Genomic DNA, 21,145 nt, shown 5'->3' on the forward strand with positions numbered 1-21,145 from the left:
CACTCCGGACTCCTCCTCGCGGTCACGCCCGCCCGCCGAACGGCCGGTTCGCAGGCGTGCGGATCAGCCGTTCGGACGAGGGGCGCACGTCCGCCCGGAATTCGGCAGACTGGCGTCGTGACCCGACAGAGGACGAACTGACGTGCACGCCGCCGGCCTGGTGCTGCACCCGCAACGAGACTCCGCCGCCGCCGTCGAGGCGGTCCTCGGCTGGGCGACCCTCCGCGGTGTCGAGATCCTCGGCATCTCCGACGAGATCCAGCGCCTGCGCTGCGAGGCCACCCCGGTCAGCGCGGAGGAACTGGGCCGCCGCGCCGACCTGCTCGTGAGCCTCGGCGGCGACGGCACGATGCTGCGCGCCATGCGCATGGCCGACGGCGAACGAGCCCCGGTCCTCGGCGTCAACCTGGGCAAACTCGGCTTCCTGGCCGAGGTCGACGTCCCGGACCTGCCCGCGGCCCTGAGCGCCATCGACGCCCACGACTTCACCGTCGAACCCCGCCTCGCCGTCGACGCGCACTTCAACGACCAGAAGGTCACCGCGTTCAACGACATCGCCGTCGTCCGCATCCCCGGCGAGGGCAGCGCCCGCGTCGCCGTCCGCGTGGCAGGCCAGCCGTTCGTCAGCTACGCCGCCGACGCCGTCATCGTCGCCACCCCGACCGGCTCCACCGCCTACAGCTTCTCCGCGGGCGGCCCGATCACCAGCCCGTCCGTCGAGGCCCTGCTCGTCACCCCGGCCGCCCCGCACTCCGCCTACAGCCGGGGCATCGTGCTGTCGGTGAACGACCACGTCGAACTGGACCTGCTCCCGTCCAGCGGCCGCCTGGCCGTCGAGGTGGACGGCATGGTCGCGGGCTACGTCGAACCGGGTCAGCGGGTGTCGTTGCGCGGCCGCGCCGGCGCCGCGCGGGTGGTGCGACTCGGGATGACGACGTTCTACCAGCGGGCGCGCCGCAAGCTGCGGCTCACCGACAGCGCCGAACTCGGATGAGGCTGCGCGAGTGGACCGTCGAGGACGCGGCCTGGTACGCGGAGGCCACCAGGGACCCGGAGGTCCAGCGCTACACGACCGACCCGCCCACGATCACCGAGGCGCAGGTCGCCGACGCGATCAGGTCGTTGTCCACGAACCCCGCCACCGCGTCGTTCTGCATCGAGGAGGCGGGTGAACGCTGCGGGAACGTGGCCGTCGACTTCGAGGACGGCGTCGGCCACGTGTCGTACCTCGTGGCCGCTCACGCACGCGGCCGGGGACTGGCGACCAAGGCGCTCACCGAGTTCGTCGCGTGGATCCTCGCCCATCGCACCGTCGGCGAACTGAGGTTGTGGACGCACAGGGACAACATCGGCTCCCGCAAGGCCGCCGAGCGCGCCGGGTTCGTCCGCGATCCCGCCCGCGACGAGGACCGCGAGATCAAGGGCGGCATCTGGCCGACGGTCGCCTACCACCTCGTTCCCTGATCTCCAGTCGAGCTCAAGCGCCGCTTGTTCGGATGTCCGCGCCGAGCAACGGATGGGGGCAAGGGACATGGAGCTGAACAGGCGCAGAGTGTTCGCGCTGGGTGCGGGCGCCGCGCTCGCCGCGGGCGCCGGTACCGCCGGTGCCGACACCGAGCGGAAGGTCGCCGAGCCGGACCTCCCCGGTTTCAAGCACAACTACGCGCAGGTCAACGGGGTGCGCCTGCACTACGTCACGGGCGGCAGGGGCGAGCCGCTCGTGCTGCTGGCCGGATGGCCGCAGACCTGGTGGCTGTACAACAAGATCCTGCCCGCGCTCGCCGCGAAGTTCCGGGTGATCGCGGTCGACATGCGCGGGCAGGGCGGATCGGACAAGCCGGCCGGCGGGTACGACAAGAAGACGATGGCGACGGACCTGCACGAGCTCGTCAAGAAGCTCGGGTACGACAAGGTCAACGTCGTCGGGCACGACCTGGGCAGCATGGTCGCGTTCTCGTTCGCGGCCAACTTCCCCAACGCGACGAAGAAGGTCGCGTTCATGGACGTGCTGCACCCCGACGAGAGCTTCTACCAGATCCCGCTGCTGCCTCCGCCGGGCGGATTCAGCGTGTGGTGGTTCGCGTTCAACCAGGTCATGGGGCTGCCGGAGCAGCTGCTGGCCGGGCGGTTCCGGTACCTGATCGACTGGCTGTTCGCGAACACCGCGTTCACGCCGTCCGCCATCGACGAACGCTCGCGGCGGATCTACGCGCAGAACTACAACTCACCGGAGGCCATCCGCGCCAGCAACGGCTGGTACCAGGCGTTCCACCAGGACATCGCGGACGGCAAGACGTACGCCAAGCTGGTGCCGCCGGTGCTGGGGCTGGCCTCGATCTCGTCCTACGACCAGTTCCTCGGGGCGCTGCCGAACGTCGCGAACCAGTTCGAGGTCGTGCGCGTCGACGGGTCCGGCCACTGGCTCGCCGAGGAGCAGCCGGACTTCGTCGCGGGCGAGATCGTCCGGTTCTTCAGCTGACCTGCCTCACCGGACGTGCCGAGGGGATGAACGCCGCGACCACGACTGCCAGCAGCGCGGTCGCGGCGCCCAGGCCCATGATGAGCTGGAAGCTGAACGGCACCGCGACCTGTGTGAGCACGACGCCCGCCACCGCGCTCGACACCGACGTGCCGATCGCGCGCATCAACGCGTTGAGGCTGTTGGCCGCGGCGGTCTCCGACGTCGGCACGGCACCCATGATCAGCGCGGGCATGGCGCCGTAGCCGAGGCCGATGCCGGCGCCGATCACGGCCGAGATGATGACGAGCTGCCACACGGCGGTCAGCATGAAGATCCCCGCGCCGTAACCAAAGGCGACCACGAGCGTGCCGAGGATCAACGTGGTGCGCGGGCCCCGCGCGTTCGAGATCCGCGCGGCGATCGGTGACGTCGCCATCATGACCAGTCCGGACGGCACCAGCACCAGGCCCGTGACCAGCAGCGACTGTCCGAGCCCGTGCCCGGTGGAGACCGGCAGCTGCAGCACCTGCGGCAGCACCAGGGACTGCGCGAACATGGCGAACGCGAACACCAGCGACGAGATGTTGGTCAGCAGCACCTGACGCCGGGCCGTGGTGCGCAGGTCGACCAGCGGCCGCGGTGACCTCAGCTCCCACCAGCCCCACAGCCCGAGCACGACCGCCGTCACGACGAACAGGCTCGTGACCGTGCCACCGCTCCACTGGGACGCCTTCGACACCCCGAGCAGCAGGCAGACCAGCGCTACCGACAGGCCTGCCGCGCCGAGGACGTCGAACCGCCCTCCGCTGCGGACCGGCGACTCGGGCACCAAGATCAGCACCGCCGCCAGCACCAGGGTGCCCACGCCCGCCGACGTCCAGAACAGCATGTGCCAGTCGGTCTGCTCGACCAGGATCGCCGCCGCGGGCAGGCCGAGCGCGCCGCCGACGCCGAGCGAGGCGCTCATCAGCGCGGTCGCCCCCGCCAGCCGTTCCACCGGCAGTTCGTCGCGCATGATGCTGATGCCGAGCGGGATCACACCGACCGCCAGTCCCTGCACCACACGTCCGATGACGAGCGGCACCAGCGAGTAGCTCAGCGCGGCGATCACCGAGCCGGCGACCAGCAGGATCAGGCTGACGAGGAGCATGCGGCGCTTGCCGTACATGTCGCCGAGCCGGCCGACGACGGGGGTCGCGACCGCGCCGGCCAGCAGCGTCGCCGTGATCACCCAGGTGGTGTCGGCGGGCGAGGAGTTCAGCAGTGCCGGGAACCTCGGCAGAAGCGGGATGACCAGGGTCTGCATCAGCGCGACCGTGATGCCGCCCAGTGCGAGGACTGCCACGACGACGTTCGGACGGGTCACCGGAGGCGTTTCTTCGAGGAGCACGCCACCGAGTCTAAGTCAGTCACTTGACTTAATCTGGAGAGGGCGGGCATCTTGAACGGCCCGCGCGAAGGATGTCCGCGATGTCCGGAGCAGCTCCCGGTGGAAGATGGGGACGTGATGAGCAAGGTCGACAACCCGACGAGGGCCGAACGGGCGCACGCCACCCGTGAGCTGATCCTGACCGCCGCGGAGCGCCTGTTCGCCGAGCACGGCGTGCTGGCCGTGTCGAACCGCCAGGTCAGCGAGGCGGCGGGCCAGGGCAACAACACGGCCGTCGGCTACCACTTCGGCACCAAGGCCGACCTCGTCCGGGCCATCGCCCGCAAGCACCTGGCGCAGGTCGAGGAGATCCGGCAGCGCATGGTCTCCGAGCTCGGCGACTCCCCCGGCATCCGCGACTGGCTCAGCTGCCTCGTCCGCCCGGTCACCGAGCACCTGGACGCGGTCGGCAGCCCCACCTGGTTCGCCCGCTTCGGCGCGCAGGTCATGACCGACCCGACACTGCGGCCGATCATCATCGAGGAGACGCGCTCGTCGCCGTCGCAGGTGCGCATCCTGGCCGGCCTGAACGCGTGCCTGGCCGGCCTGCCGGACGACGTGCGCGCCGAACGCCACGACATGGCCCGCCAGCTGCTCGTGCACATGATCGCCGAACGCGAGCGGGCCCTGGCCGACGACACCCCGACCCCGCGCGCCAGCTGGCACGACACCGCGACGGGCCTGGTGGACGCCCTGGTGGGGCTGTGGCGGGCGCCCGTCAGCGGCTAGGAAACGCCGCGGAAGAAGGCACGGATGTCGTCCGCGAGCAGCTTCGGCTCCTCCATCGCGGGGAAGTGACCGCCCTCGGCGAACTCGCTCCAGTGGCCGATCACCTTGCCCGGATCCATCGCGCGGCGCACGAGCGGGTGGGTGTCGAACACGGCCCATCCCGACGGCACGCCGCCGGCCATGACCAGGTCGAGCCCGGAGTGCTCCGACTCGTAGTAGAACTGCGCGCTCGACGCGCCGCTGCGGGTGAACCAGTACAGGCTGACGTTCGTGAGGAGCTGGTCACGGTCGACCGACTCGTCCGGCGTCCGGTAGCCGCCGCCGGTCCTGGTCCTGAACTTCTCCGCGATCCACGCGAGCTGGCCGACCGGCGAGTCGGTGAGCGCCGCGCCGATCGTGTCGGGACGGTGGTCCTGCATCAGGAGATACCCGCGATCGGCCGCGTCTTCGGCGCGCACCGCCTCGATCTGGGCGATCTCGTCGTCGGACAGGCCGTCGGGGAACGGGAACTTGTCGCCGAGAAACCCGAGCAGCCGGGGGTCGACGCCGATGTGCGTCCCGATGACGCGTTCGGGGTGGGTCGCCGCGAGCCGGCCGGTGGTGCCCGAGCCGACATCGGTGCCGTGGGACCCGAACCTCTCGTAGCCCAGCCGCGTCATGATCTCGGCGTAGGCGTCCGTCGTCCGCGCCAGCTCCCACCCGGTCCCCGACAGCGGAGTGGAGAACCCGAAACCGGGCAGGGCCGGGATCACCACGTGGAACTCGTCGGTCAGCAGCGGGACGAGGCGCTGATAGTCGACGAACGACCCCGGCCAGCCGTGGTTCAGGACCAGCGGGGTGGCCTCCGGGTTCGCCGACCGGACGTGGACGACGTGGAACGTCTGGCCGTCGACGACCGTCGTGAACTGGTCGTGCTCGTTGAGCTTCGCCTCCTGCGCACGCCAGTCGAATCCGTCGCGCCAGTACTCGGCGAGCTCCTTCAGGTACACCAGCGGGATGCCGCGGCTGAAGTCGCTGCGATCGTCCCTGCCCGGCACGGGGATCGGCCAGCGCGTGCGCGCCAGCCGGTCGCGCAGGTCGTCGACGTCCGCCTGCGGGATGTCGACGCGGAACGGCGTGAGTGCGTTGTTCTCGTTCATGGCACTGACGTTTTCAGGTAATGCGGCAGGTTAGCTTCCGCAATTGCTGGAATGATCGAGAACATGCTGGAGACCTCGGCCCGTCTGCTCGAACTGCTGTCGTTGCTCCAGCTCAAGCGCGACTGGACGAGCACCGAACTCGCCGGCCGGCTCGACGTGAGCACGAGGACCGTGCGCGCCGACGTCGGCAAGCTGCGGTCGCTCGGCTATCCCGTGCAGGCACGCCCCGGTGTCGCGGGCGGATACCGGCTGGCTGCCGGGACCGCGATGCCCCCGCTGCTGCTCGACGACGACGAGGCCGTCGCCGTCGCGGTCGGACTGGGTGCGGTCGCGACCCAGCGGCTCGGGGTCGAGGAGACGTCGCTGACCGCGCTCGCGAAGCTGGAGCAGGTGCTGCCCTCGCGGCTGCGTCGGCGCGTGGAGGCGGTGCGCGAGGCGACGAGCGTCGTTCCTGGGGCCGGTCCGCCGCTCGACGTCTCGGTGCTCGGCGCGGTCGCCGCCGCGATCCGCGGCCACGAACGGCTCCGGTTCGGGTACACGAAGCCCGGGGGCGCCGAAGAACCACGCCACACCGAACCGCAACGGCTGGTGAGCTGGGGAGCGCTCTGGTACCTGCTCGCGTGGGATCTCGACCGTGACGACTGGCGGATCTTCCGCGTCGACCGCATGGCTCCGCACGCACCGACGGGTGCGCGGTTCCGGCCACGCGTGATCCCGGAGGACGATGCCGTCGAGTACGTCCTCGGACGCGTCAGCAAGGGGGCCTCGAAGTACCGCGCCCTGGTACTCGTGCACGCGCCCGCCGCCAAAGTCGCCGCGAAGATCCAGATCCCGGTCGGCGTCGAGGCGGTCGACGAGTCCACGTGCCGGGTCGAGGTGGGTGCCGACGACCCGGACCGGGTCGCGCTGTGGATGGCTCAGCTCGACTTCGACATCGAGGTGATCGACGGAGACGAGCTCGCGGCGGCGTTCGACCGCCTAGCGACGAGGTTCCGCCGTGCGGCGGGGACCTAGTCGTCCCGCAGGCGCCGCAACATCAACGCCAGGTGGAGCCGGAACCGCCCGGCCGAGTCGAGTTCGAACCCGAGCACCGACTCGGCGCGGGCGAGCCGGACGGTCATCGTGCTGTGGTGCCGGTGCAGCACCGCAGCCGCCTTGCGCACCGAACCGGTGGCGCACAACGCGTCCAGCATCGTGATCATGCCCGGCTCCGCGGCCAGCCGGTCGAGCGCGCGCACGTCCGGCAGCGCCGCGATGTCCGCGGTGTCGAGCTGTTCGGCGAGAAGCGCCAGCCCGCCGAGCCTTTCCCACCACACCACCGGTTCACTGTCCGATGTGTACCGCAACGCAGTCCGCGCGGCCTGCCAGGACCGCGCCGCCTCGATCGCGGGCAGCAGCGGCCCGACGCCGAGACGCCCGTCCACGTCAGGGATCTCGGTGCCCAGCACCGCCCGCACGTTCCCCAGCAACACCGACTTGCCCGGCACCTCGCCGGTCGCCGCCAGCACGCGCAACGGTGCCGTGGCGGCGATGCCGAGCAGGTGCAGGGCGCGGGATCGTTCCGCTGTACCAACGCTTTCGGACAGCACCAGTTCCACCAACGCCGGATCGCCCAGCTCCGGCAGCGGCACGCTGGAATGCTCCAGCAGCACGGCGGCGGCGATCGCGAACCGTTCCAGCAACATGTCGTCCAACGGAGCGGGCGTGCCCTCGCGCGCGACCCACACCTGCACGCCGCCTTCGAGAGCGCGGACGGCGGCCCGCGCGGGTACCGGACCCGCCGTGACGGCACCACCGGCGTCGGCGCGCAGCGCCAGGCCCTGTCCCGGCGCGCTCAGCCCGACCGGGCACCCGGCGAGTTCGGACGTGGTGCGCACCAACGCGTCCAGGCCCGCGCGCTCGGTGATCAGGCGATCGAAGAACCCGATCACCCTCACCGCGCTCTCGGCGTCGGCGTCCAGCCCGGACAACCTCAGCAGCAGGCCTCGCATCACGCCACCATAGCCCCGACAGGTGGCTGGCCGGGTGGCCGAATCGCCCGCCACGTGTCGGCTGCCCGCACCGCCGCCCAGAGCCGAGGATTGGTCCCATGAGCTACGACTTCGATCCCGAACTGCGGCCCTGGCTCGACATGCTGCCGCAGGTGGTCCTGACCGACTACGACGCGCTGGTCGCCGCCCGCGGCCAGCAGTCGGAGCTCGCCGGACTCGTGCCGGTCCACGAGCCCGCGAACGCCATCGACGTCCGCGACGAGACGGTTCCCGGTCCCTCCGGCGCTCCGGACGTGCGGGTGCGGGTCTACAGTCGTGCGGGCCGCGAGAACCCCGTGCCCGGCCTGGTCTACATCCACGGCGGCGGGTTCGTCGTCGGCAGCGTCGAGATGTTCGACGCGCACGTGCTCAAGATCGTGGACGAGCTGGACGTCGTCGTCGTGTCGGTCGACTACCGCCTGGCGCCCGAGCACCCGTTCCCGGCGCCGGTCGAGGACTGCTATGCCGCGCTGACGTGGGCGGCGGCCAAGGCCGACGAGCTGGGCATCGACCCCGCCCGGCTCGGCATCGGCGGCGAGAGCGCGGGCGGCGGGCTCACGGCGGGAACCGTGCTGGTGGCGCGGGACCGGGGCGGCCCCGCGTTGTGCTTCCAGCTGCTCGGCATTCCCGAACTGGACGACCGGCTCGACACCGAGTCGATGCGGGACTACGTCGACACCCCGCTGTGGAACCGCCCCAACGCGATCTACAGCTGGACCGCCTACCTGGGCACCGAGCCGGGCGGCGACGACGTCTCGCCGTACGCCGCCCCTGCCAGGGCCACCGACCTCTCGGGGCTACCGCCCGCGTTCGTCACGACCTGCCAGTACGACCCGCTGCGCGACGAGGGCGTCGAGTACGCCCGGCGGCTCGCGCACGCGGGTGTGCCCACCGAACTGCGCCTCTACCCCGGCACGTTCCACGGGTCCTCGCTCGTGCAGAGCGCGGAGATCACGCGCCGGATGTTCGCCGACGAGATCGAGGCGCTGCGGCGCGGGCTGAAGGTCACAAGCTCCCCGTGACCGCGCTGCCCGACCTGGTGACGTAGTAGGTGACGGTGGCGCCGCTCCAGTAGTGGAACGTCAGCGTCACCCGCGCGTTGTCGTTGACCTCGGCGAAGAACTCCGGCGTGAGCGTCGTCGCGCCGGTGGTGTAGTTCGGTGCGAACGCCCGGTCGAACTCCTTGAAGGAAGTCCAGTTGTGCGGGCCGGCGTTCGACCCGTCCGCGTACTTCGCCTCCATCGTGGCGAGCAGGTCGCCGCGGAACGTGGTCGGGATCGAGAACGCGGCGGTGGTACCGGTCGCGGCGGACAGCACCGGGACGTCGTGGGTGATCAGGTTGATCCGCCACGGCACACCCGCCGAGAAACTCGCTGTGAGGACGGCGTTCGTGCCGTAGCTCCGTGATCCGCTCAGCCTGGTCATCGCCGCCGCGGTCAGCGTGAGCTGGTCGCCCGCGATCGTGTAGTCCGTGCCGCGCACCAGTTCCGTCGTGCCCTGGCGCAGGCCGGTGAACGTGGTTCCGTTGGTGTTCAACGTGATCGTCTTGGCGGTGACGGCACTCGACCGGGCGCTGAACACCTGGTCGGTCGACGCCGTGCCGGAACGGGTGGCCCAGCTCGACTTGATCTGCGCGATCAGCTCGGGATCGCTCCACTGGAACGAGGTGCGGCCGAGGTGCTGGCCGTTGTCCCACAGCATCGTCGTGATCTTCTTGGTGCGCGCGTAGTAGCCGAGGTGCTCGAAGAACTTCAGCTTCTCGCCCTGCTCGATCGTGCCGGTGTGCCGGTCGAACCCGAGCAGGCCGTACTCACCGAGGATCACCGGGACGCCGCGTGCGACGAAGGTGTTGTGGACGCGGTCGAACGAGTCGGTCAGGTCCTTCTGCGCGGTCGCGTCGTAGCGCGTGCCGCCGGCGACGTTCACGCTGAACGGCCAGTAGCCGTAGTAGTGCACGGTCGCGATCAGGTTGGGGTCGTTGAACCCGCTGATCGACGTCGCCAGCTCGTCGAGGCGCGCCTGGTCGGACGACGTGTGCAGGGTGGGCAGCACGAGGAGACGGCTCGCGTTGTTGCCGCCGGACCGCCGCACGATGTCGCGGAACGACGAGTTCAGCTCGTGCAGCAGCTGGGCGCTCTGAGCGTCGCCAGAACTGCCGGTGAACTGAGGCTCGTTCACGCTCTCGAACACGAGCTTTCCGGGCGAGTCCTTGAAAGCGGCCGCCAGCTGCGTCCAGATCGCGTTGTAGCGGGTGAGCACGCCGGTCCTGTTGGACGGCATGGCCGAGATCCACTGCCACGAGTCGTGGTGGATGTTGATCATCACCTGGAGGTCGTCGGCCAGCGCCCAGCCGACGACCTCCTTGACACGACTCAGGTACGCCGCCTCGATCGTGTGGTCCGACGCCTGGTGCTGGCCCCACGTGACGGGGATGCGAATGCTCTTGAAGCCCTGCGCCTTCACGTTGTCCAGCAAAGCTTCCGTGACGCGCGGATTGCCCCAGGACGTCTCGTCGCTCCCGGTCGCGTCGAGCGAGTTGCCGAGGTTCCACCCCGGTTGCATCGCCGCCACCTGCGCCATCGCGTCGCCCGGCACGGGATTTCCAGTGGTGGTGGTGGTCGTAGTCGTCGTCGTGGGCGTGCCTGGACTTCCGGTGCAGGTGACCCCGTTGAGAGCGAACGACGCCGGGGCGGTGTTGGCGCCCGACCAGCTGCCGTTGAAGCCGAACGAGACCTTGGCGTTCGGCTCGATCACCTTGTTGTAGCCCGCGTCGGCGGCCGTGACCTGGCTGCCCGACGACGTGACGGTCGCGTTCCAGGCCTGCGTCACCTGCTGGCCGGACGGCCACGTCCAGGTCAGCCGCCAGCCGTCGACGCGGTCGCCGACGTTGGTCACGGACACGTTCGCGGTGAACCCGCCCTGCCACTGGCTCGGTACCGCGTAGTCCACCTTGCAGCCCGGCGCGGCCGCGGCGGGAGCCACGACCGCCAAGCCGATGCTCGCGGCCACCGACACGAACGCCGCCGTCAGCGCGACGATGCGCCTTCCGGTCATGCCACCCACCTCCACGGACTGGGAGCGTTCCCAGTTCGGAGCCGGACTGTAACCAGCATCAACACGCTCGAAAAGTGAGCCGTCGAACTGTGGTCGATGTGCCGTCGAACGAGTCCGGACTCCTGTCGGAGCGCTTTCATGACCGTTACAGTCCGAAACCTGGGAGCGCTCCCAGACACAGTCCGCACCCTGTCATCGGAGGCTGACGTGCACCGTCGCATGTCGAGAGCTGTGGCAGCCGTCCTCGTCGCGCTGCTCGCGGGGATGGCCGGCCCACTGGCGCCACCATCGGCCGCCGCACCCGCGTTCAACTACGCGGAGGCGTTGCAGAAGTCGGTCTGGTTCTACGACGCCCAGCGGTCGGGCGCACTGCCCGCGAGCAACCGCGTGAGCTGGCGCGCGGGCTCGGCCCTGCGCGACGGCTCCGACGTCGGACTCGATCTGTCCGGCGGCTTCTACGACGCCGGTGACCACGTCAAGTTCGGGCTGCCCTTCGCGTTCAGCGTGTCGATGCTCGCCTGGGGAGCCGTGGAGAACCGGGCCGCCTACGCCGGTTCCGGCCAGCTTCCGCACCTTTTGGCGAACCTGAAGCACGGCACCGACTGGATCATCAAGGCGCACCCGTCCCCGAACGTCGTCTACGGGCAGGTCGGCGCGGGCAACCCCGACCACGCCTGGTGGGGATCGGCGGAGGTCATGCCGATGGCCCGTCCGTCGTACAAAGTGGACAGTTCGTGTCCCGGCTCCGACCTCGCGGGCGAGTACGCGGCGGCGATGGCGTCGGCGTCGATGGTCTTCAAGGACACCGATCCCACCTACGCGGCGACTCTGCTCACGCACGCCAAGCAGCTCTACAGCTTCGCGGACACCTATCGCGGCAAGTACAGCTCGTGCATCACGGACGCCGCGAACTACTACAACTCCTGGAGCGGCTACCAGGACGAGCTCGTCTGGGGTGCGATCTGGCTGCACCGCGCCACCGGTGACGCGAGCTACCTGACCAAGGCGAAGACGGAGTACCAGAAGCTCGGCACCGAACCGCAGAGCTCCGAACGCTCCTACAAGTGGACCATCGCGTGGGACGACAAGTCGTACGGCGCCTACGTCCTGATGGCGAAGCTCACCGGCGAGCAGACGTACATCACCGACGCCAACCGCTGGCTGGACTTCTGGACCACCGGCTACAACGGCAACCGGGTGCGCTACTCCCCCGGCGGCCAGGCGGTGCTCGACAGCTGGGGATCGCTGCGCTACGCCGCCAACACGGCGTTCGCCGCCCTGACCTACTCCGACTGGCTGTCCACTCGCGACAGCGCCAGAGCGAGGACCTACCACGACTTCGGCGTGCGGCAGGTCAACTACGCCCTCGGCGACAACCCGCGCAACTCCAGCTACGTCGTCGGGTTCGGCACCAACCCACCGCGCAACCCGCACCACCGCACCGCGCACGGTTCGTGGGCCGACAGCATCCAGGAACCGACGACCAGCCGGCACGTGCTCTACGGCGCGTTGGTCGGCGGTCCCAGCACCAACAACGACGCCTACACCGACAGCCGCAGCGACTACGTGATGAACGAGGTCGCGCTCGACTACAACGCCGGCTTCACCGGTGCCCTCGCCCGCCTGTACGGGGAGTTCGGCGGCACCCCGCTCACGAACTTCCCGGTGACCGAGACGCCCGACGGCCCCGAACTGACCGTCCAGGCGTCGGTGAACCAGAGCGCCGCGCAGTTCACCGAGATCAAGGCGTTCGTGCTCAACAAGAGCGCGTGGCCGGCGCGGACGTTCAACGGCACGCTGCGCTACTACTTCACGCTCGACGGCGCCACCACGCCGAGCCAGATCACCGTCACCACGAACTACAACCAGTGCGGCACACCGAGTGCGCCGGCGCAGTACCGCGGCGCGGTGTACTACGTGGAGATCCCGTGCCCCGGCGTGGCTCCGGCCGGGCAGTCCGCGTTCCGCAAGGAGGTCCAGTTCCGCATCGCCACCACCGGCACGTGGGACCCGGCCAACGACTGGTCCCACACCGGTCTGGGCAGCGGCAACACCGTCGCCCAGACCGACAGGATCGTGCTGCGCCAGGACGGCAGGACGGTGTGGGGCAACGAACCCGGCGGCGTGGTCGAGGACAGCGAGGCACCGTCGGTCCCGAGTGGACTGACCGCCGCGGGCGCCACCGCCACCGGTGTCACGCTGAGCTGGACGGCGTCGACCGACAACGTCGGAGTCGCCGGATACGACGTGCTCAACGGAACCACGGTCGTCGGCACAGCGACCACGACCAGCCTGCAGGTCACCGGCCTGACGCCGGACACGCCGTACTCGTTCGCGGTGCGCGCGAAGGACGCGGCGGGCAACATCTCCGCGGCCAGCACCTCGGTCGCCACGCGCACACTCCCCGGTACCGCGAGCACGCTCTCGGTGCAGCACAAGGGATCCGGCGCGGCCACGTCGAACCAGATCGGCGCCACGCTCCAGCTGACGAACCGGGGCACCTCACCGGTCAGCCTGGCCACCACGACGATCAGGTACTGGTTCACCGGCGACGCACCGGCGGTGACGTACCAGACCTGGTGCGACTGGGCGCAGCTCGGGTGCGCCGGCGTCCAGGTGCGGGTGGTCAGGCTCACGACCGCACGTGCGGGAGCCGACGCGTACCTGGAGGTGTCCTTCGCCTCCGGCAGCCTCGCCGCGGGCGCGAGCACGGGCGAGATCCAGGTGAGGATCGCGAAGTCCGATTGGTCCACTTTCGTCCAGTCCGACGACCACAGCTACCGGATCAGCAGTGCTCTCACCGACTTCGACAGGGTGACCGCCCACACCGGTGGCGCCCTCGCGTGGGGTGCCGAGCCCTGACGACTTCGGGGCGGGACGTTCTGCGCGGCAGGCGTCCCGCCCCGACCCCAGCCGCGTTCCCGGCACAGCGTCGTGCCGTGAACGCGCTCTCACGGGCCTCTACGATGGACTCATGACGGAGATCGACCGGCAACGACGGCCCGGCCCCCGGATCGAGGAGGTCGCCCGACTGGCCGGGGTGTCCAAGTCCACGGTCTCCAGGGTGATCAACGACGAGCCGTACGTGAGCGCCAAGGCCCGGGACGCCGTGCACACGGCGATCACCCACCTGAAGTACAGCCCGAACCAGGCCGCCCGCTCCCTCGCAGGCAGCAAGGCGAACGCCATCGCGTTGATCGTCTCCGAGCAGAGCGGCCGTGTCCTCGGTGACCCGTTCTTCGCCGGGGTGCTGCGCGGGGTGCACGCCGAACTGACCGGGCGGCAGATCCAGCTGCTGCTCATGCTCAGCCAGCCGGAGGACCACGACGACCTCCTCGGCTACCTGGCGAGCGGCCACGTCGACGGCGCGTTGCTGGTGAGCCTGCACGGCGACGACCCGCTGCCGCGCCGGCTGCAGGAGATCGGCCTGCCGGTCGTCGCGGGCGGACGCCCCCTGGGCTCCGGCTCGGTCCCGTTCGTCGACTCGGACAACTTCACCGGCGGCCTGGACGCGGTGCGGCACCTGGTCTCACTGGGGCGCACCAGGATCGCGACCGTCGCGGGCCCGCGCGACATGGCGGCGGGTCTCGACCGGCTCAGCGGCTGGCGGCGCGGGCTCGGCGAGGCGAGACTGCCCGCGGACCTCGTCGCCGAGGCCGACTTCACGCCGGAGAGCGGCGCCCGCGCGATGAGCGACCTGCTCGACCGCGCACCCGACGTCGACGCGGTGTTCGTCGCCGCCGACATCATCGCTCTGGGCGTGCTGCAGGTGCTGCACGCACGCGGCAAGCGCGTTCCGGAGGACGTGGCGGTCGTCGGGTTCGACGACTCGCTGCTCGCGTCCACGGCCACTCCCCCGCTCACCACCGTCCGGCAGGACGTCGAGCAGCTCGGCCGCACGATGACGTGGCGGCTGCTGGGCGAACTGGCGGGCGAGGACGGCCTTCCGCCGTCGCTCTTGCTGCCGACTTCCCTGGTGCTTCGCGCGAGCGCTTAGGACCTGTCGAAGGCCGGTTCGCGGAGAGTCGCGCTTGCGGTGGTTGCCGGTGATGCGGCCGGACGGCCCGCACACCCGTGCCGCCGGATGCCGCCTCGCACCCGGCTGTCGCGAACCGGGCTTCGGCACGGGCTCTGACGCTTTCCGTGCCGGGATCAGCACTCAGTGTTAACCCTTCGGACATATTTCCGGGAACGCTCCCAGGTTTCCCAACCGTGACCTGAGTCATGAATGACGAGGTCACCCGGTCGAGTGACATCGAAAGCGCCTGGTGTGGGCCGAAGTGTGTCTTGACACACGTTCGAAGCCAGTACGACACTCCCCTGCATCTGGGAGCGCTCCCAGAACCGCCGCCGAGACCAGAGGAGTTCTCCCGTGCGACACCGTTGGATCAGCGTGCTGATCTGTGCCGCCGTGTCCGCCGCCGCCACCACAGCGTGCGGATCAGGCGGGGCCAGCCAGTCCGCAGACGGAAAGACCGAACTCACGATCGCCACGTTCAACGAGTTCGGCTACGAAGAGCTGTTCAAGGAGTACGAGGCGGCTCATTCGGACGTCAAGATCACCCAGCGCAAGACCGGACAGGGTCAGCCGCACCACCAGAACCTGTTCACCAAGCTGGGTGCCGGCTCCGGGCTCGCCGACATCGAGGGCGTCGAAGAGGGCTACCTCAGCCAGGTGATGTCGAAGGCCTCCCAGTTCAACGATCTCAAGGAGATCGGCCCGAAGATCGAGGACGGGCGCTGGCTGGACTGGAAGACCCAGGCGATGACCACCAAGGACGGCAAGCTCATCGGCTACGGCACCGACATCGGTCCGCTGGCCATGTGCTACCGCAAGGACCTGTTCCAGCAGGCCGGTCTGCCGTCCGACCCCGAGGGCGTCAAGGCCCTGTTCGCCACGTGGGACAGCTACTTCGCCGCCGGTGACCAGTTCGTCGCCAAGGTTCCGGGCGTCGCGTGGTTCGACAGCGCCGCGCAGGTCTACAACGCCATGCACAACCAGCTCGAGACCGGCTACTACGACAAGTCCGACACGCTGGTCGTCGACACCAACTCCGCCATCAAGGCCAACTGGACCGCGGTGACCGGGGCTGTCGCCAAGGGACAGTCGGCTCGCCTCGGTGCGTTCAGCAACGAGTGGAACACCGGCTTCAAGCTCGGCAAGTTCGCCACCAAGACCTGCCCGTCGTGGATGCTCGGCGTGGTCGAGACGCAGGCGGGACCCGAGAACAAGGACAAGTGGGCGGTCACCGACGCGTTCCCGAACGGTGGCGGCAACTGGGGTGGCTCGTACCTGAGCGTGCCGAAGCAGAGCAAGAACGCGAAGAAGGCCGCCGAGCTCGCCGCCTGGCTGACCGCGCCGGAGCAGCAGATCAAGGCGTTCAAGGCCAAGGGCACCTTCCCCAGCCAGGTCAAGGCCCTCGAGGCGCCTGAGCTGCTGGAGCAGACCAACGCCTACTTCGGCAACGTCAAGGCCGGCGAGCTGTTCGCCACGCAGGCCAAGAAGATCAAGGCCGCGCAGTACAAGGGCCCGGCCGACGGCCAGATCCAGGAGACGGTCTTCAGCCCGGCGCTGCAGTCGGTCGAGCAGGGCAAGAACGCCGACGAGGCCTGGACGACCGCCGTCGAGGGCGCGAAGAAGGCGGCCAAGTAGTGACGGCCACTCTCTCCAAGGTTGACCGCGGGCGAGCGCAGGAGGCTCGCCCGCGGCCTCCGCGGCGGTACCGGCTGTCCAATCTGGACACCAAGGTGTCGCCGTACCTCTTCGTCGCACCGTTCTTCGTGCTCTTCGGGGCCATCGGGCTGTTCCCGTTGCTCTACACGGCCTACGTCTCCCTGTTCGACTGGGAGGTCGGCGCCGACGAGCCGCTGTTCATCGGTCTGGAGAACTACCGGACGCTGTTCGAGGACGACCAGTTCTGGAACGCGCTCTTCAACACGTTCAGCATCTTCGTGCTCTCCAGCGGTCCGCAGATCGTGGTCGCCGTGGCGCTGGCGGCGCTGCTGAACGCGAACCTGCGGGCCCGCACCGGGTGGCGGATGGGCGTGCTGCTGCCCTACGTGGCGAGCCTCGTGGCGTTGACGATCATCTTCGGCAATCTGTTCGGCCCGCAGTACGGCCTGGTGAACGACGTGCTCGGGCTCGTCGGCATCGACCCGATCGACTGGCAGGCCAGCACGTTCGGCAGTCACGTCGCCATCGCGTCGATGGTCAACTGGCGGTGGACCGGCTACAACGCGCTGATCATCCTGGCCGCGATGCAGGCGATCCCCCGTGACGTCTACGAGGCCGCGCTGGTGGACGGCGCGAGCGCGCTGCGGCAGTTCTTCAGCATCACGCTCCCGTTGCTGAAGCCGACGCTGATCTTCGTGGTCGTCACCTCGACCATCGGCGGCCTGCAGATCTTCACCGAGCCGAAGCTGTTCGAGCCGTCCGGCGGCAGCGGCGGCGGCGCGGAGCACCAGTACCAGACCGTCGTGCTCTACCTGTACCAGTCGGCGTTCCAGGGCCTCGACCTCGGCTACGCCTCCGCGATCGCGTGGGTGTTGTTCATGATCGTGATCGCCGTCGCCGCCCTCAACTTCTTCCTCACCAGGAGGGCCGTGCGATGATGAGACGACCGTCCTTCGCGATCTACGGAATCCTCGGCGCGTTCGTGCTCGGTTCCGCTTTCCCGTTCTACTGGTCGTTCCTGGTCGCGAGCCGCGACAACTCGGTGCTGACGGGCGACTTCACGCTGATCCCCGGCGGCAACTTCTGGACGAACGCCACGCGCGTGTTCGACACGGTCCCGTTCTGGAAGGCCCTGGGCAACAGCTTCCTCGTGTCCGGCACCGTGACGTTCTCGGTGGTGCTGCTGTCGACGCTGGCCGGGTTCGCCTTCGCCAAGCTGAAGTTCCGCGGCCGGGGCGTGCTGTTCCTGTTCGTCGTGGCAACGTTGGCAGTGCCGACCCAGCTCGGGATCATCCCGCTGTACATGGCGATGGCCGAGTTCGGCTGGGCCGGCGAGCTCGAAGCCGTGATCGTGCCGAACCTCGTCACCGCGTTCGGCGTGTTCTGGATGCGGCAGTACCTGCTCGACGCCATTCCGGACGAGCTCGTCGAGGCGGCGCGGATGGACGGCTGCAGCCTGTGGCGTGCGTTCTGGCACGTCGCACTGCCCGCCGCCCGGCCGGCCGCCGCGATGCTCGGCGTGTTCACGTTCATGCAGTCCTGGAACGACTTCCTGTGGCCGCTGGTCGTGCTCAACGCCGACAACCCGACCCTCCAGGTCGCACTGGAGAAGCTGCAGAGCGGCTACTACGTCGACTACTCGCTCGTACTCGCCGGAACCACGCTCGCGACGGTTCCGGTGCTCATCGTGTTCCTCGTACTCGGGCGGCAGATCGTCGCCGGTGTCATGCAGGGCGCCGTCAAGGGGTGAAAATGGAGAACATTCTTTTCCCACAGGGTTTTCTGTGGGGAGCCGCGACCGCCGCGTTCCAGGTGGAAGGTGCGACCGACGTGGACGGCCGCACCGACTCCATCTGGGACGAGTTCTGCCGGCAGCCCGGCAAGGTGGTGGGCGGCGACTGCGGTGAACCCGCCGCCGACCACTACCGGCGTTTCGAGCAGGACGTCGCCATGATGGCGGACCTGGGACTGAAGGCCTACCGGTTCTCGATCGCCTGGCCGCGCGTGCGGCCGGACGGTGGGAAGGTCAACCAGGCGGGGCTCGACTTCTACAAGCGGTTGATCGACTCTCTGCTGGCGCACGACATCGCGCCGTGGCCGACGCTCTACCACTGGGACCTCCCGCAGAAGCTCGAGGAGACCGGCGGCTGGGCGAACCGCGACACCGCGTTCCGGTTCGCCGACTACGCGGCCGCCACCGTCGAGGCTCTCGGTGACCGCGTCGGCACCTGGACGACGATGAACGAGCCGTGGTGCTCGGCGTTTCTCGGGTACGCGGGCGGAATCCACGCGCCCGGCCGCACCGAGCCCGAGGCCGCCGTCGCCGCGGTGCACCACCTGCTGCTCGCGCACGGGCTCGCGGCCGACACCATCCGCGCCGCCCAGCCGGAAGCCAAGGTGGGCATCACTCTCAACATGTACCCGATCATCCCCGTGGATCCCGGCAACCCGGCCGACCTCGACGTCGCGCGCCGGCTCGACGGGCTGCAGCAGCGGATCTTCCTGGACCCGTTGCTGCGCGGCGAGTACCCGGCCGACATCCTCGCGGACCTCGAACCGTTCGGGTTCGGCGAGCACGTCAAGGACGGCGACCTCGGCGTCATCTCGGGGCCGATGGACATGCTCGGCGTCAACTACTACACCGAGCACTACGTCAGCTCCACGCCCAACGGCGAGACCGGCCCGTCGCCGTGGGTGGGTGTGCAGCACGCCTCGTTCCCGGCCAGGGACGCTCCCATGACCGACATGGGCTGGGAGGTCAGGCCGGACGGCCTCACGGCCGTGCTGATGCGGGTGCACCAGGACTACCCGCGACTTCCGTTGTACATCACGGAGAACGGCGCCGCGTTCCGCGACGACTTCTCCGGCACCGGCGCGATCGACGACGTGGACCGCACCGGTTTCATCGCCTCCCACCTTCGTGCCGCCCACGCGGCCATCGAGGCGGGCGTCGACCTGCGCGGCTACTTCTGCTGGTCGCTGCTGGACAACTTCGAGTGGGCAGAGGGGTACGCGAAGCGGTTCGGCATCGTCCACGTCGACTACGACACCCAGATTCGCACGCCGAAGATGAGTGCGAGGTGGTACAGCAGGGTGGCCCGGGACAACGCGTTGGTCGCCGTCTCATGACAGAAGGCAGGAGTCGCCGCCCCGGCCCGCGCATCGAGGAGGTCGCGCGCGTGGCCGGGGTGTCGAAGTCCACGGTCTCCAGGGTGATCAACGGCGAGAAGTACGTGAGCGAGCGGTCGCGCCAGGCGGTGCACCGCGCCATCGCGCTGCTCGGGTACAGCCCGAACCACGCCGCGCGCACCCTGGCAGGCAGCAAGGCGAACGCGATCGCCCTGGTCATCTCCGAGCAGGGCAGCCGGGTGCTCGCCGACCCGTTCTTCGCCCAGGTGCTGCGCGGGGTGCACGCCGAGCTCGCCGGACGGCACGTGCAGCTCCTGCTGATGATGAACCAACCGCTCGACGGTGAGGACCAGATCGCGTACCTCACCGGCGGGCACGTCGACGGTGCCCTCGTGGTGAGCCTGCACGGCGAGGACCCGTTGCCGCGGACGTTGCACGAGACGGGGCTGCCCATCGTGGTGGGCGGCCGTCCGCTCGCGGGCGGCTCCGTCCCGTTCGTCGACGCCGACAACTTCAACGGCGCTCTGGGGGCCGTGCGGTTCCTCATCTCGCTGGGCCGCGAGAAGATCGCCACGATCGCCGGGCCGCTCGACATGGCGGTGGGCATGGACCGCCTGAGCGGCTGGCGGTGCGGGCTCGCGGAACACGGCATGGCCGTGGAACTGGTGGTGCACAGCGACTTCACGCCCGACAGCGGCGCGCTCGCGATGGAGGAGCTGCTGCGCAGGGCGCCCGATCTCGACGCGGTCTTCGTGGCGGCGGACATCATGGCGCTCGGCGCGTTGCGGGTGCTCCAGGCGAGCGGCCGCCGGATCCCCGACGACGTCGCGGTCGTGGGGTTCGACGACTCCGTGCTCGCCGCGACGGCCGTGCCGCCGCTCACCACCGTGCGGCAGGACGTCGAGGGGTTCGGCCGCACCCTGACCTGGCGGCTGCTGGCCGAGCTGGCCGGCGAGGAGAAGCTGCCGCAGTCCATGCTGCTGCCCACGTCGCTGGTGCGCCGCGCGAGCGCCTGATCATGCTTGCACCCCAACGGTTCGATCGCCCTCGGGTCGAATCGACTCGAAACCATTCGACGCGGAAGTAATTCCTCCCGGGCCTGAACCAGAGCCAGGACCAGGCCGTATTACGACATGCGAGGGAGAGAGAGCGGGGGTTGCGATGCAGGCGGGCCGATTCTTCGACGATTCACCGGACAGTTCACCGGACAACGGTCCGGAACTGCCGGACACAGCGGTGCTGCGCGTGCTGTGGATGACCGCGCAGGGCATGGTGTGGCCGTGGCTGCTGCAGAGCATGTGCCGCGGCGATGCCATCGAACACGCCCTGAAGAGCGAGCTGATCTGGGCACCGGTCGGCGACCACCTCGGCTACCACATCACGGACGCCGGCCGACGGCGGATCATGGACTGGTACCAGGAGAACCGCCCCGGCAGGGGTGCGCAGGACGACTCGGCGCACTGGCGCGCCGTCACCATGCGCTGAAGGATCTGGTGCACG

Annotated in this window: 18 protein-coding genes; 14 read left to right on the top strand and 4 right to left on the bottom strand. The window is 69.5% G+C overall.

Features of this window, described 5'->3' with window-relative positions; translation table 11 throughout:
• Window positions 1-142: 142 nt before the first annotated feature.
• The 3 genes from SK854_RS09580 (at window position 143) to SK854_RS09590 (ending at window position 2,479) form a co-directional block, all read left to right on the top strand.
• Window positions 143-994: an NAD(+)/NADH kinase gene (locus SK854_RS09580; RefSeq protein ID WP_319974650.1), complete on the top strand. Its 852-nt coding sequence runs from the start codon at window positions 143-145 to the stop codon at window positions 992-994.
• The gene (locus tag SK854_RS09585; RefSeq protein ID WP_319974651.1) at window positions 991-1,464 is read left to right on the top strand and encodes a GNAT family N-acetyltransferase; all 474 of its coding nucleotides are present in this window, start codon (window positions 991-993) and stop codon (window positions 1,462-1,464) included. Before SK854_RS09580 ends, SK854_RS09585 begins: the two co-directional genes overlap by 4 nt.
• A 67-nt stretch (window positions 1,465-1,531) precedes the next feature.
• On the top strand, window positions 1,532-2,479 hold the full coding sequence (locus SK854_RS09590; RefSeq protein WP_319974652.1) for an alpha/beta fold hydrolase: 948 nt from the start codon (window positions 1,532-1,534) through the stop codon (window positions 2,477-2,479).
• On the opposite strand, the gene SK854_RS09595 is transcribed toward SK854_RS09590, so the two are convergent.
• Window positions 2,472-3,851, bottom strand: a complete 1,380-nt coding sequence (locus SK854_RS09595) for an MFS transporter (RefSeq protein WP_319974653.1) — start codon at window positions 3,849-3,851, stop codon at window positions 2,472-2,474. The two genes, SK854_RS09590 and SK854_RS09595, sit on opposite strands and share 8 nt — an antisense overlap.
• A 117-nt stretch (window positions 3,852-3,968) precedes the next feature.
• On the opposite strand from SK854_RS09595, the gene SK854_RS09600 reads away from it, so the two are divergent.
• The gene (locus tag SK854_RS09600; RefSeq protein WP_319974654.1) at window positions 3,969-4,619 is read left to right on the top strand and encodes a TetR/AcrR family transcriptional regulator; all 651 of its coding nucleotides are present in this window, start codon (window positions 3,969-3,971) and stop codon (window positions 4,617-4,619) included.
• Here SK854_RS09600 and SK854_RS09605 read toward each other — a convergent pair.
• Window positions 4,616-5,758 carry an epoxide hydrolase family protein gene (locus tag SK854_RS09605; protein WP_319974655.1) on the bottom strand — a complete coding sequence of 381 codons (1,143 nt, stop codon included), beginning with the start codon at window positions 5,756-5,758 and terminating at the stop codon, window positions 4,616-4,618. The genes SK854_RS09600 and SK854_RS09605 overlap by 4 nt on opposite strands.
• Window positions 5,759-5,821: 63 nt before the next feature.
• Here SK854_RS09605 and SK854_RS09610 point away from each other — a divergent pair, with 63 nt between their 5' ends.
• Window positions 5,822-6,772 carry a helix-turn-helix transcriptional regulator gene (locus SK854_RS09610; protein WP_406601753.1) on the top strand — a complete coding sequence of 317 codons (951 nt, stop codon included), beginning with the start codon at window positions 5,822-5,824 and terminating at the stop codon, window positions 6,770-6,772.
• Here SK854_RS09610 and SK854_RS09615 read toward each other — a convergent pair.
• Window positions 6,769-7,749: a helix-turn-helix domain-containing protein gene (locus SK854_RS09615; protein ID WP_319974657.1), complete on the bottom strand. Its 981-nt coding sequence runs from the start codon at window positions 7,747-7,749 to the stop codon at window positions 6,769-6,771. The two genes, SK854_RS09610 and SK854_RS09615, sit on opposite strands and share 4 nt — an antisense overlap.
• 98 nt (window positions 7,750-7,847) lie before the next feature.
• Here SK854_RS09615 and SK854_RS09620 point away from each other — a divergent pair, with 98 nt between their 5' ends.
• A complete protein-coding gene (locus SK854_RS09620) occupies window positions 7,848-8,810 on the top strand; it encodes an alpha/beta hydrolase (protein ID WP_319974658.1) in 963 nt (320 codons plus the stop codon).
• Here the strand turns inward: SK854_RS09620 and SK854_RS09625 are convergent.
• On the bottom strand, window positions 8,794-10,842 hold the full coding sequence (locus SK854_RS09625; protein ID WP_319974659.1) for a cellulase family glycosylhydrolase: 2,049 nt from the start codon (window positions 10,840-10,842) through the stop codon (window positions 8,794-8,796). The genes SK854_RS09620 and SK854_RS09625 overlap by 17 nt on opposite strands.
• A gap of 219 nt (window positions 10,843-11,061) precedes the next feature.
• On the opposite strand from SK854_RS09625, the gene SK854_RS09630 reads away from it, so the two are divergent.
• The 8 genes from SK854_RS09630 (at window position 11,062) to SK854_RS09665 (ending at window position 21,130) form a co-directional block, all read left to right on the top strand.
• Window positions 11,062-13,704 carry a glycoside hydrolase family 9 protein gene (locus SK854_RS09630; RefSeq protein ID WP_319974660.1) on the top strand — a complete coding sequence of 881 codons (2,643 nt, stop codon included), beginning with the start codon at window positions 11,062-11,064 and terminating at the stop codon, window positions 13,702-13,704.
• 112 nt (window positions 13,705-13,816) lie between these two features.
• A complete protein-coding gene (locus tag SK854_RS09635; RefSeq protein ID WP_319974661.1) occupies window positions 13,817-14,839 on the top strand; it encodes a LacI family DNA-binding transcriptional regulator in 1,023 nt (340 codons plus the stop codon).
• Window positions 14,840-15,214: 375 nt separating this feature from the next.
• Window positions 15,215-16,495, top strand: a complete 1,281-nt coding sequence (locus tag SK854_RS09640; protein ID WP_406601745.1) for an ABC transporter substrate-binding protein — start codon at window positions 15,215-15,217, stop codon at window positions 16,493-16,495.
• Window positions 16,495-17,454: a carbohydrate ABC transporter permease gene (locus SK854_RS09645; protein WP_319974662.1), complete on the top strand. Its 960-nt coding sequence runs from the start codon at window positions 16,495-16,497 to the stop codon at window positions 17,452-17,454. The genes SK854_RS09640 and SK854_RS09645 overlap by 1 nt, the downstream gene beginning before the upstream one ends.
• On the top strand, window positions 17,454-18,266 hold the full coding sequence (locus tag SK854_RS09650) for a carbohydrate ABC transporter permease (RefSeq protein ID WP_319974663.1): 813 nt from the start codon (window positions 17,454-17,456) through the stop codon (window positions 18,264-18,266). Before SK854_RS09645 ends, SK854_RS09650 begins: the two co-directional genes overlap by 1 nt.
• Before the next feature lie 2 nt (window positions 18,267-18,268).
• Window positions 18,269-19,645, top strand: a complete 1,377-nt coding sequence (locus SK854_RS09655; RefSeq protein WP_319974664.1) for a GH1 family beta-glucosidase — start codon at window positions 18,269-18,271, stop codon at window positions 19,643-19,645.
• Window positions 19,642-20,661 (top strand): LacI family DNA-binding transcriptional regulator, encoded by a 1,020-nt coding sequence (locus SK854_RS09660; RefSeq protein ID WP_319974665.1) that lies wholly within the window; start codon window positions 19,642-19,644, stop codon window positions 20,659-20,661. Before SK854_RS09655 ends, SK854_RS09660 begins: the two co-directional genes overlap by 4 nt.
• 145 nt (window positions 20,662-20,806) lie before the next feature.
• A complete protein-coding gene (locus tag SK854_RS09665) occupies window positions 20,807-21,130 on the top strand; it encodes a hypothetical protein (RefSeq protein WP_319974666.1) in 324 nt (107 codons plus the stop codon).
• Window positions 21,131-21,145 lie beyond the last annotated feature (15 nt).

Origin of the sequence: Lentzea sokolovensis, assembly GCF_033949975.1 — a bacterium.
Classification (GTDB): Bacteria; Actinomycetota; Actinomycetes; order Mycobacteriales; family Pseudonocardiaceae; genus Lentzea; species Lentzea sokolovensis.

Excerpts from the sequence above, each read along its gene's own strand:
- SK854_RS09600 (WP_319974654.1), top strand. The coding sequence starts at position 3,969 with ATGAGCAAGGTCGACAACCCGACGAGGGCCGAACGGGCGCACGCCACC.
- SK854_RS09665 (WP_319974666.1), top strand. The coding sequence starts at position 20,807 with ATGCAGGCGGGCCGATTCTTCGACGATTCACCGGACAGTTCACCGGAC.
- SK854_RS09590 (WP_319974652.1), top strand. The coding sequence starts at position 1,532 with ATGGAGCTGAACAGGCGCAGAGTGTTCGCGCTGGGTGCGGGCGCCGCG.
- SK854_RS09625 (WP_319974659.1), bottom strand. The coding sequence starts at position 10,842 with ATGACCGGAAGGCGCATCGTCGCGCTGACGGCGGCGTTCGTGTCGGTG.
- SK854_RS09660 (WP_319974665.1), top strand. The coding sequence starts at position 19,642 with ATGACAGAAGGCAGGAGTCGCCGCCCCGGCCCGCGCATCGAGGAGGTC.
- SK854_RS09630 (WP_319974660.1), top strand. The coding sequence starts at position 11,062 with ATGTCGAGAGCTGTGGCAGCCGTCCTCGTCGCGCTGCTCGCGGGGATG.
- SK854_RS09635 (WP_319974661.1), top strand. The coding sequence starts at position 13,817 with ATGACGGAGATCGACCGGCAACGACGGCCCGGCCCCCGGATCGAGGAG.
- SK854_RS09585 (WP_319974651.1), top strand. The coding sequence starts at position 991 with ATGAGGCTGCGCGAGTGGACCGTCGAGGACGCGGCCTGGTACGCGGAG.
- SK854_RS09620 (WP_319974658.1), top strand. The coding sequence starts at position 7,848 with ATGAGCTACGACTTCGATCCCGAACTGCGGCCCTGGCTCGACATGCTG.
- SK854_RS09650 (WP_319974663.1), top strand. The coding sequence starts at position 17,454 with ATGAGACGACCGTCCTTCGCGATCTACGGAATCCTCGGCGCGTTCGTG.
- SK854_RS09605 (WP_319974655.1), bottom strand. The coding sequence starts at position 5,758 with ATGAACGAGAACAACGCACTCACGCCGTTCCGCGTCGACATCCCGCAG.
- SK854_RS09610 (WP_406601753.1), top strand. The coding sequence starts at position 5,822 with ATGCTGGAGACCTCGGCCCGTCTGCTCGAACTGCTGTCGTTGCTCCAG.
- SK854_RS09655 (WP_319974664.1), top strand. The coding sequence starts at position 18,269 with ATGGAGAACATTCTTTTCCCACAGGGTTTTCTGTGGGGAGCCGCGACC.
- SK854_RS09615 (WP_319974657.1), bottom strand. The coding sequence starts at position 7,749 with ATGCGAGGCCTGCTGCTGAGGTTGTCCGGGCTGGACGCCGACGCCGAG.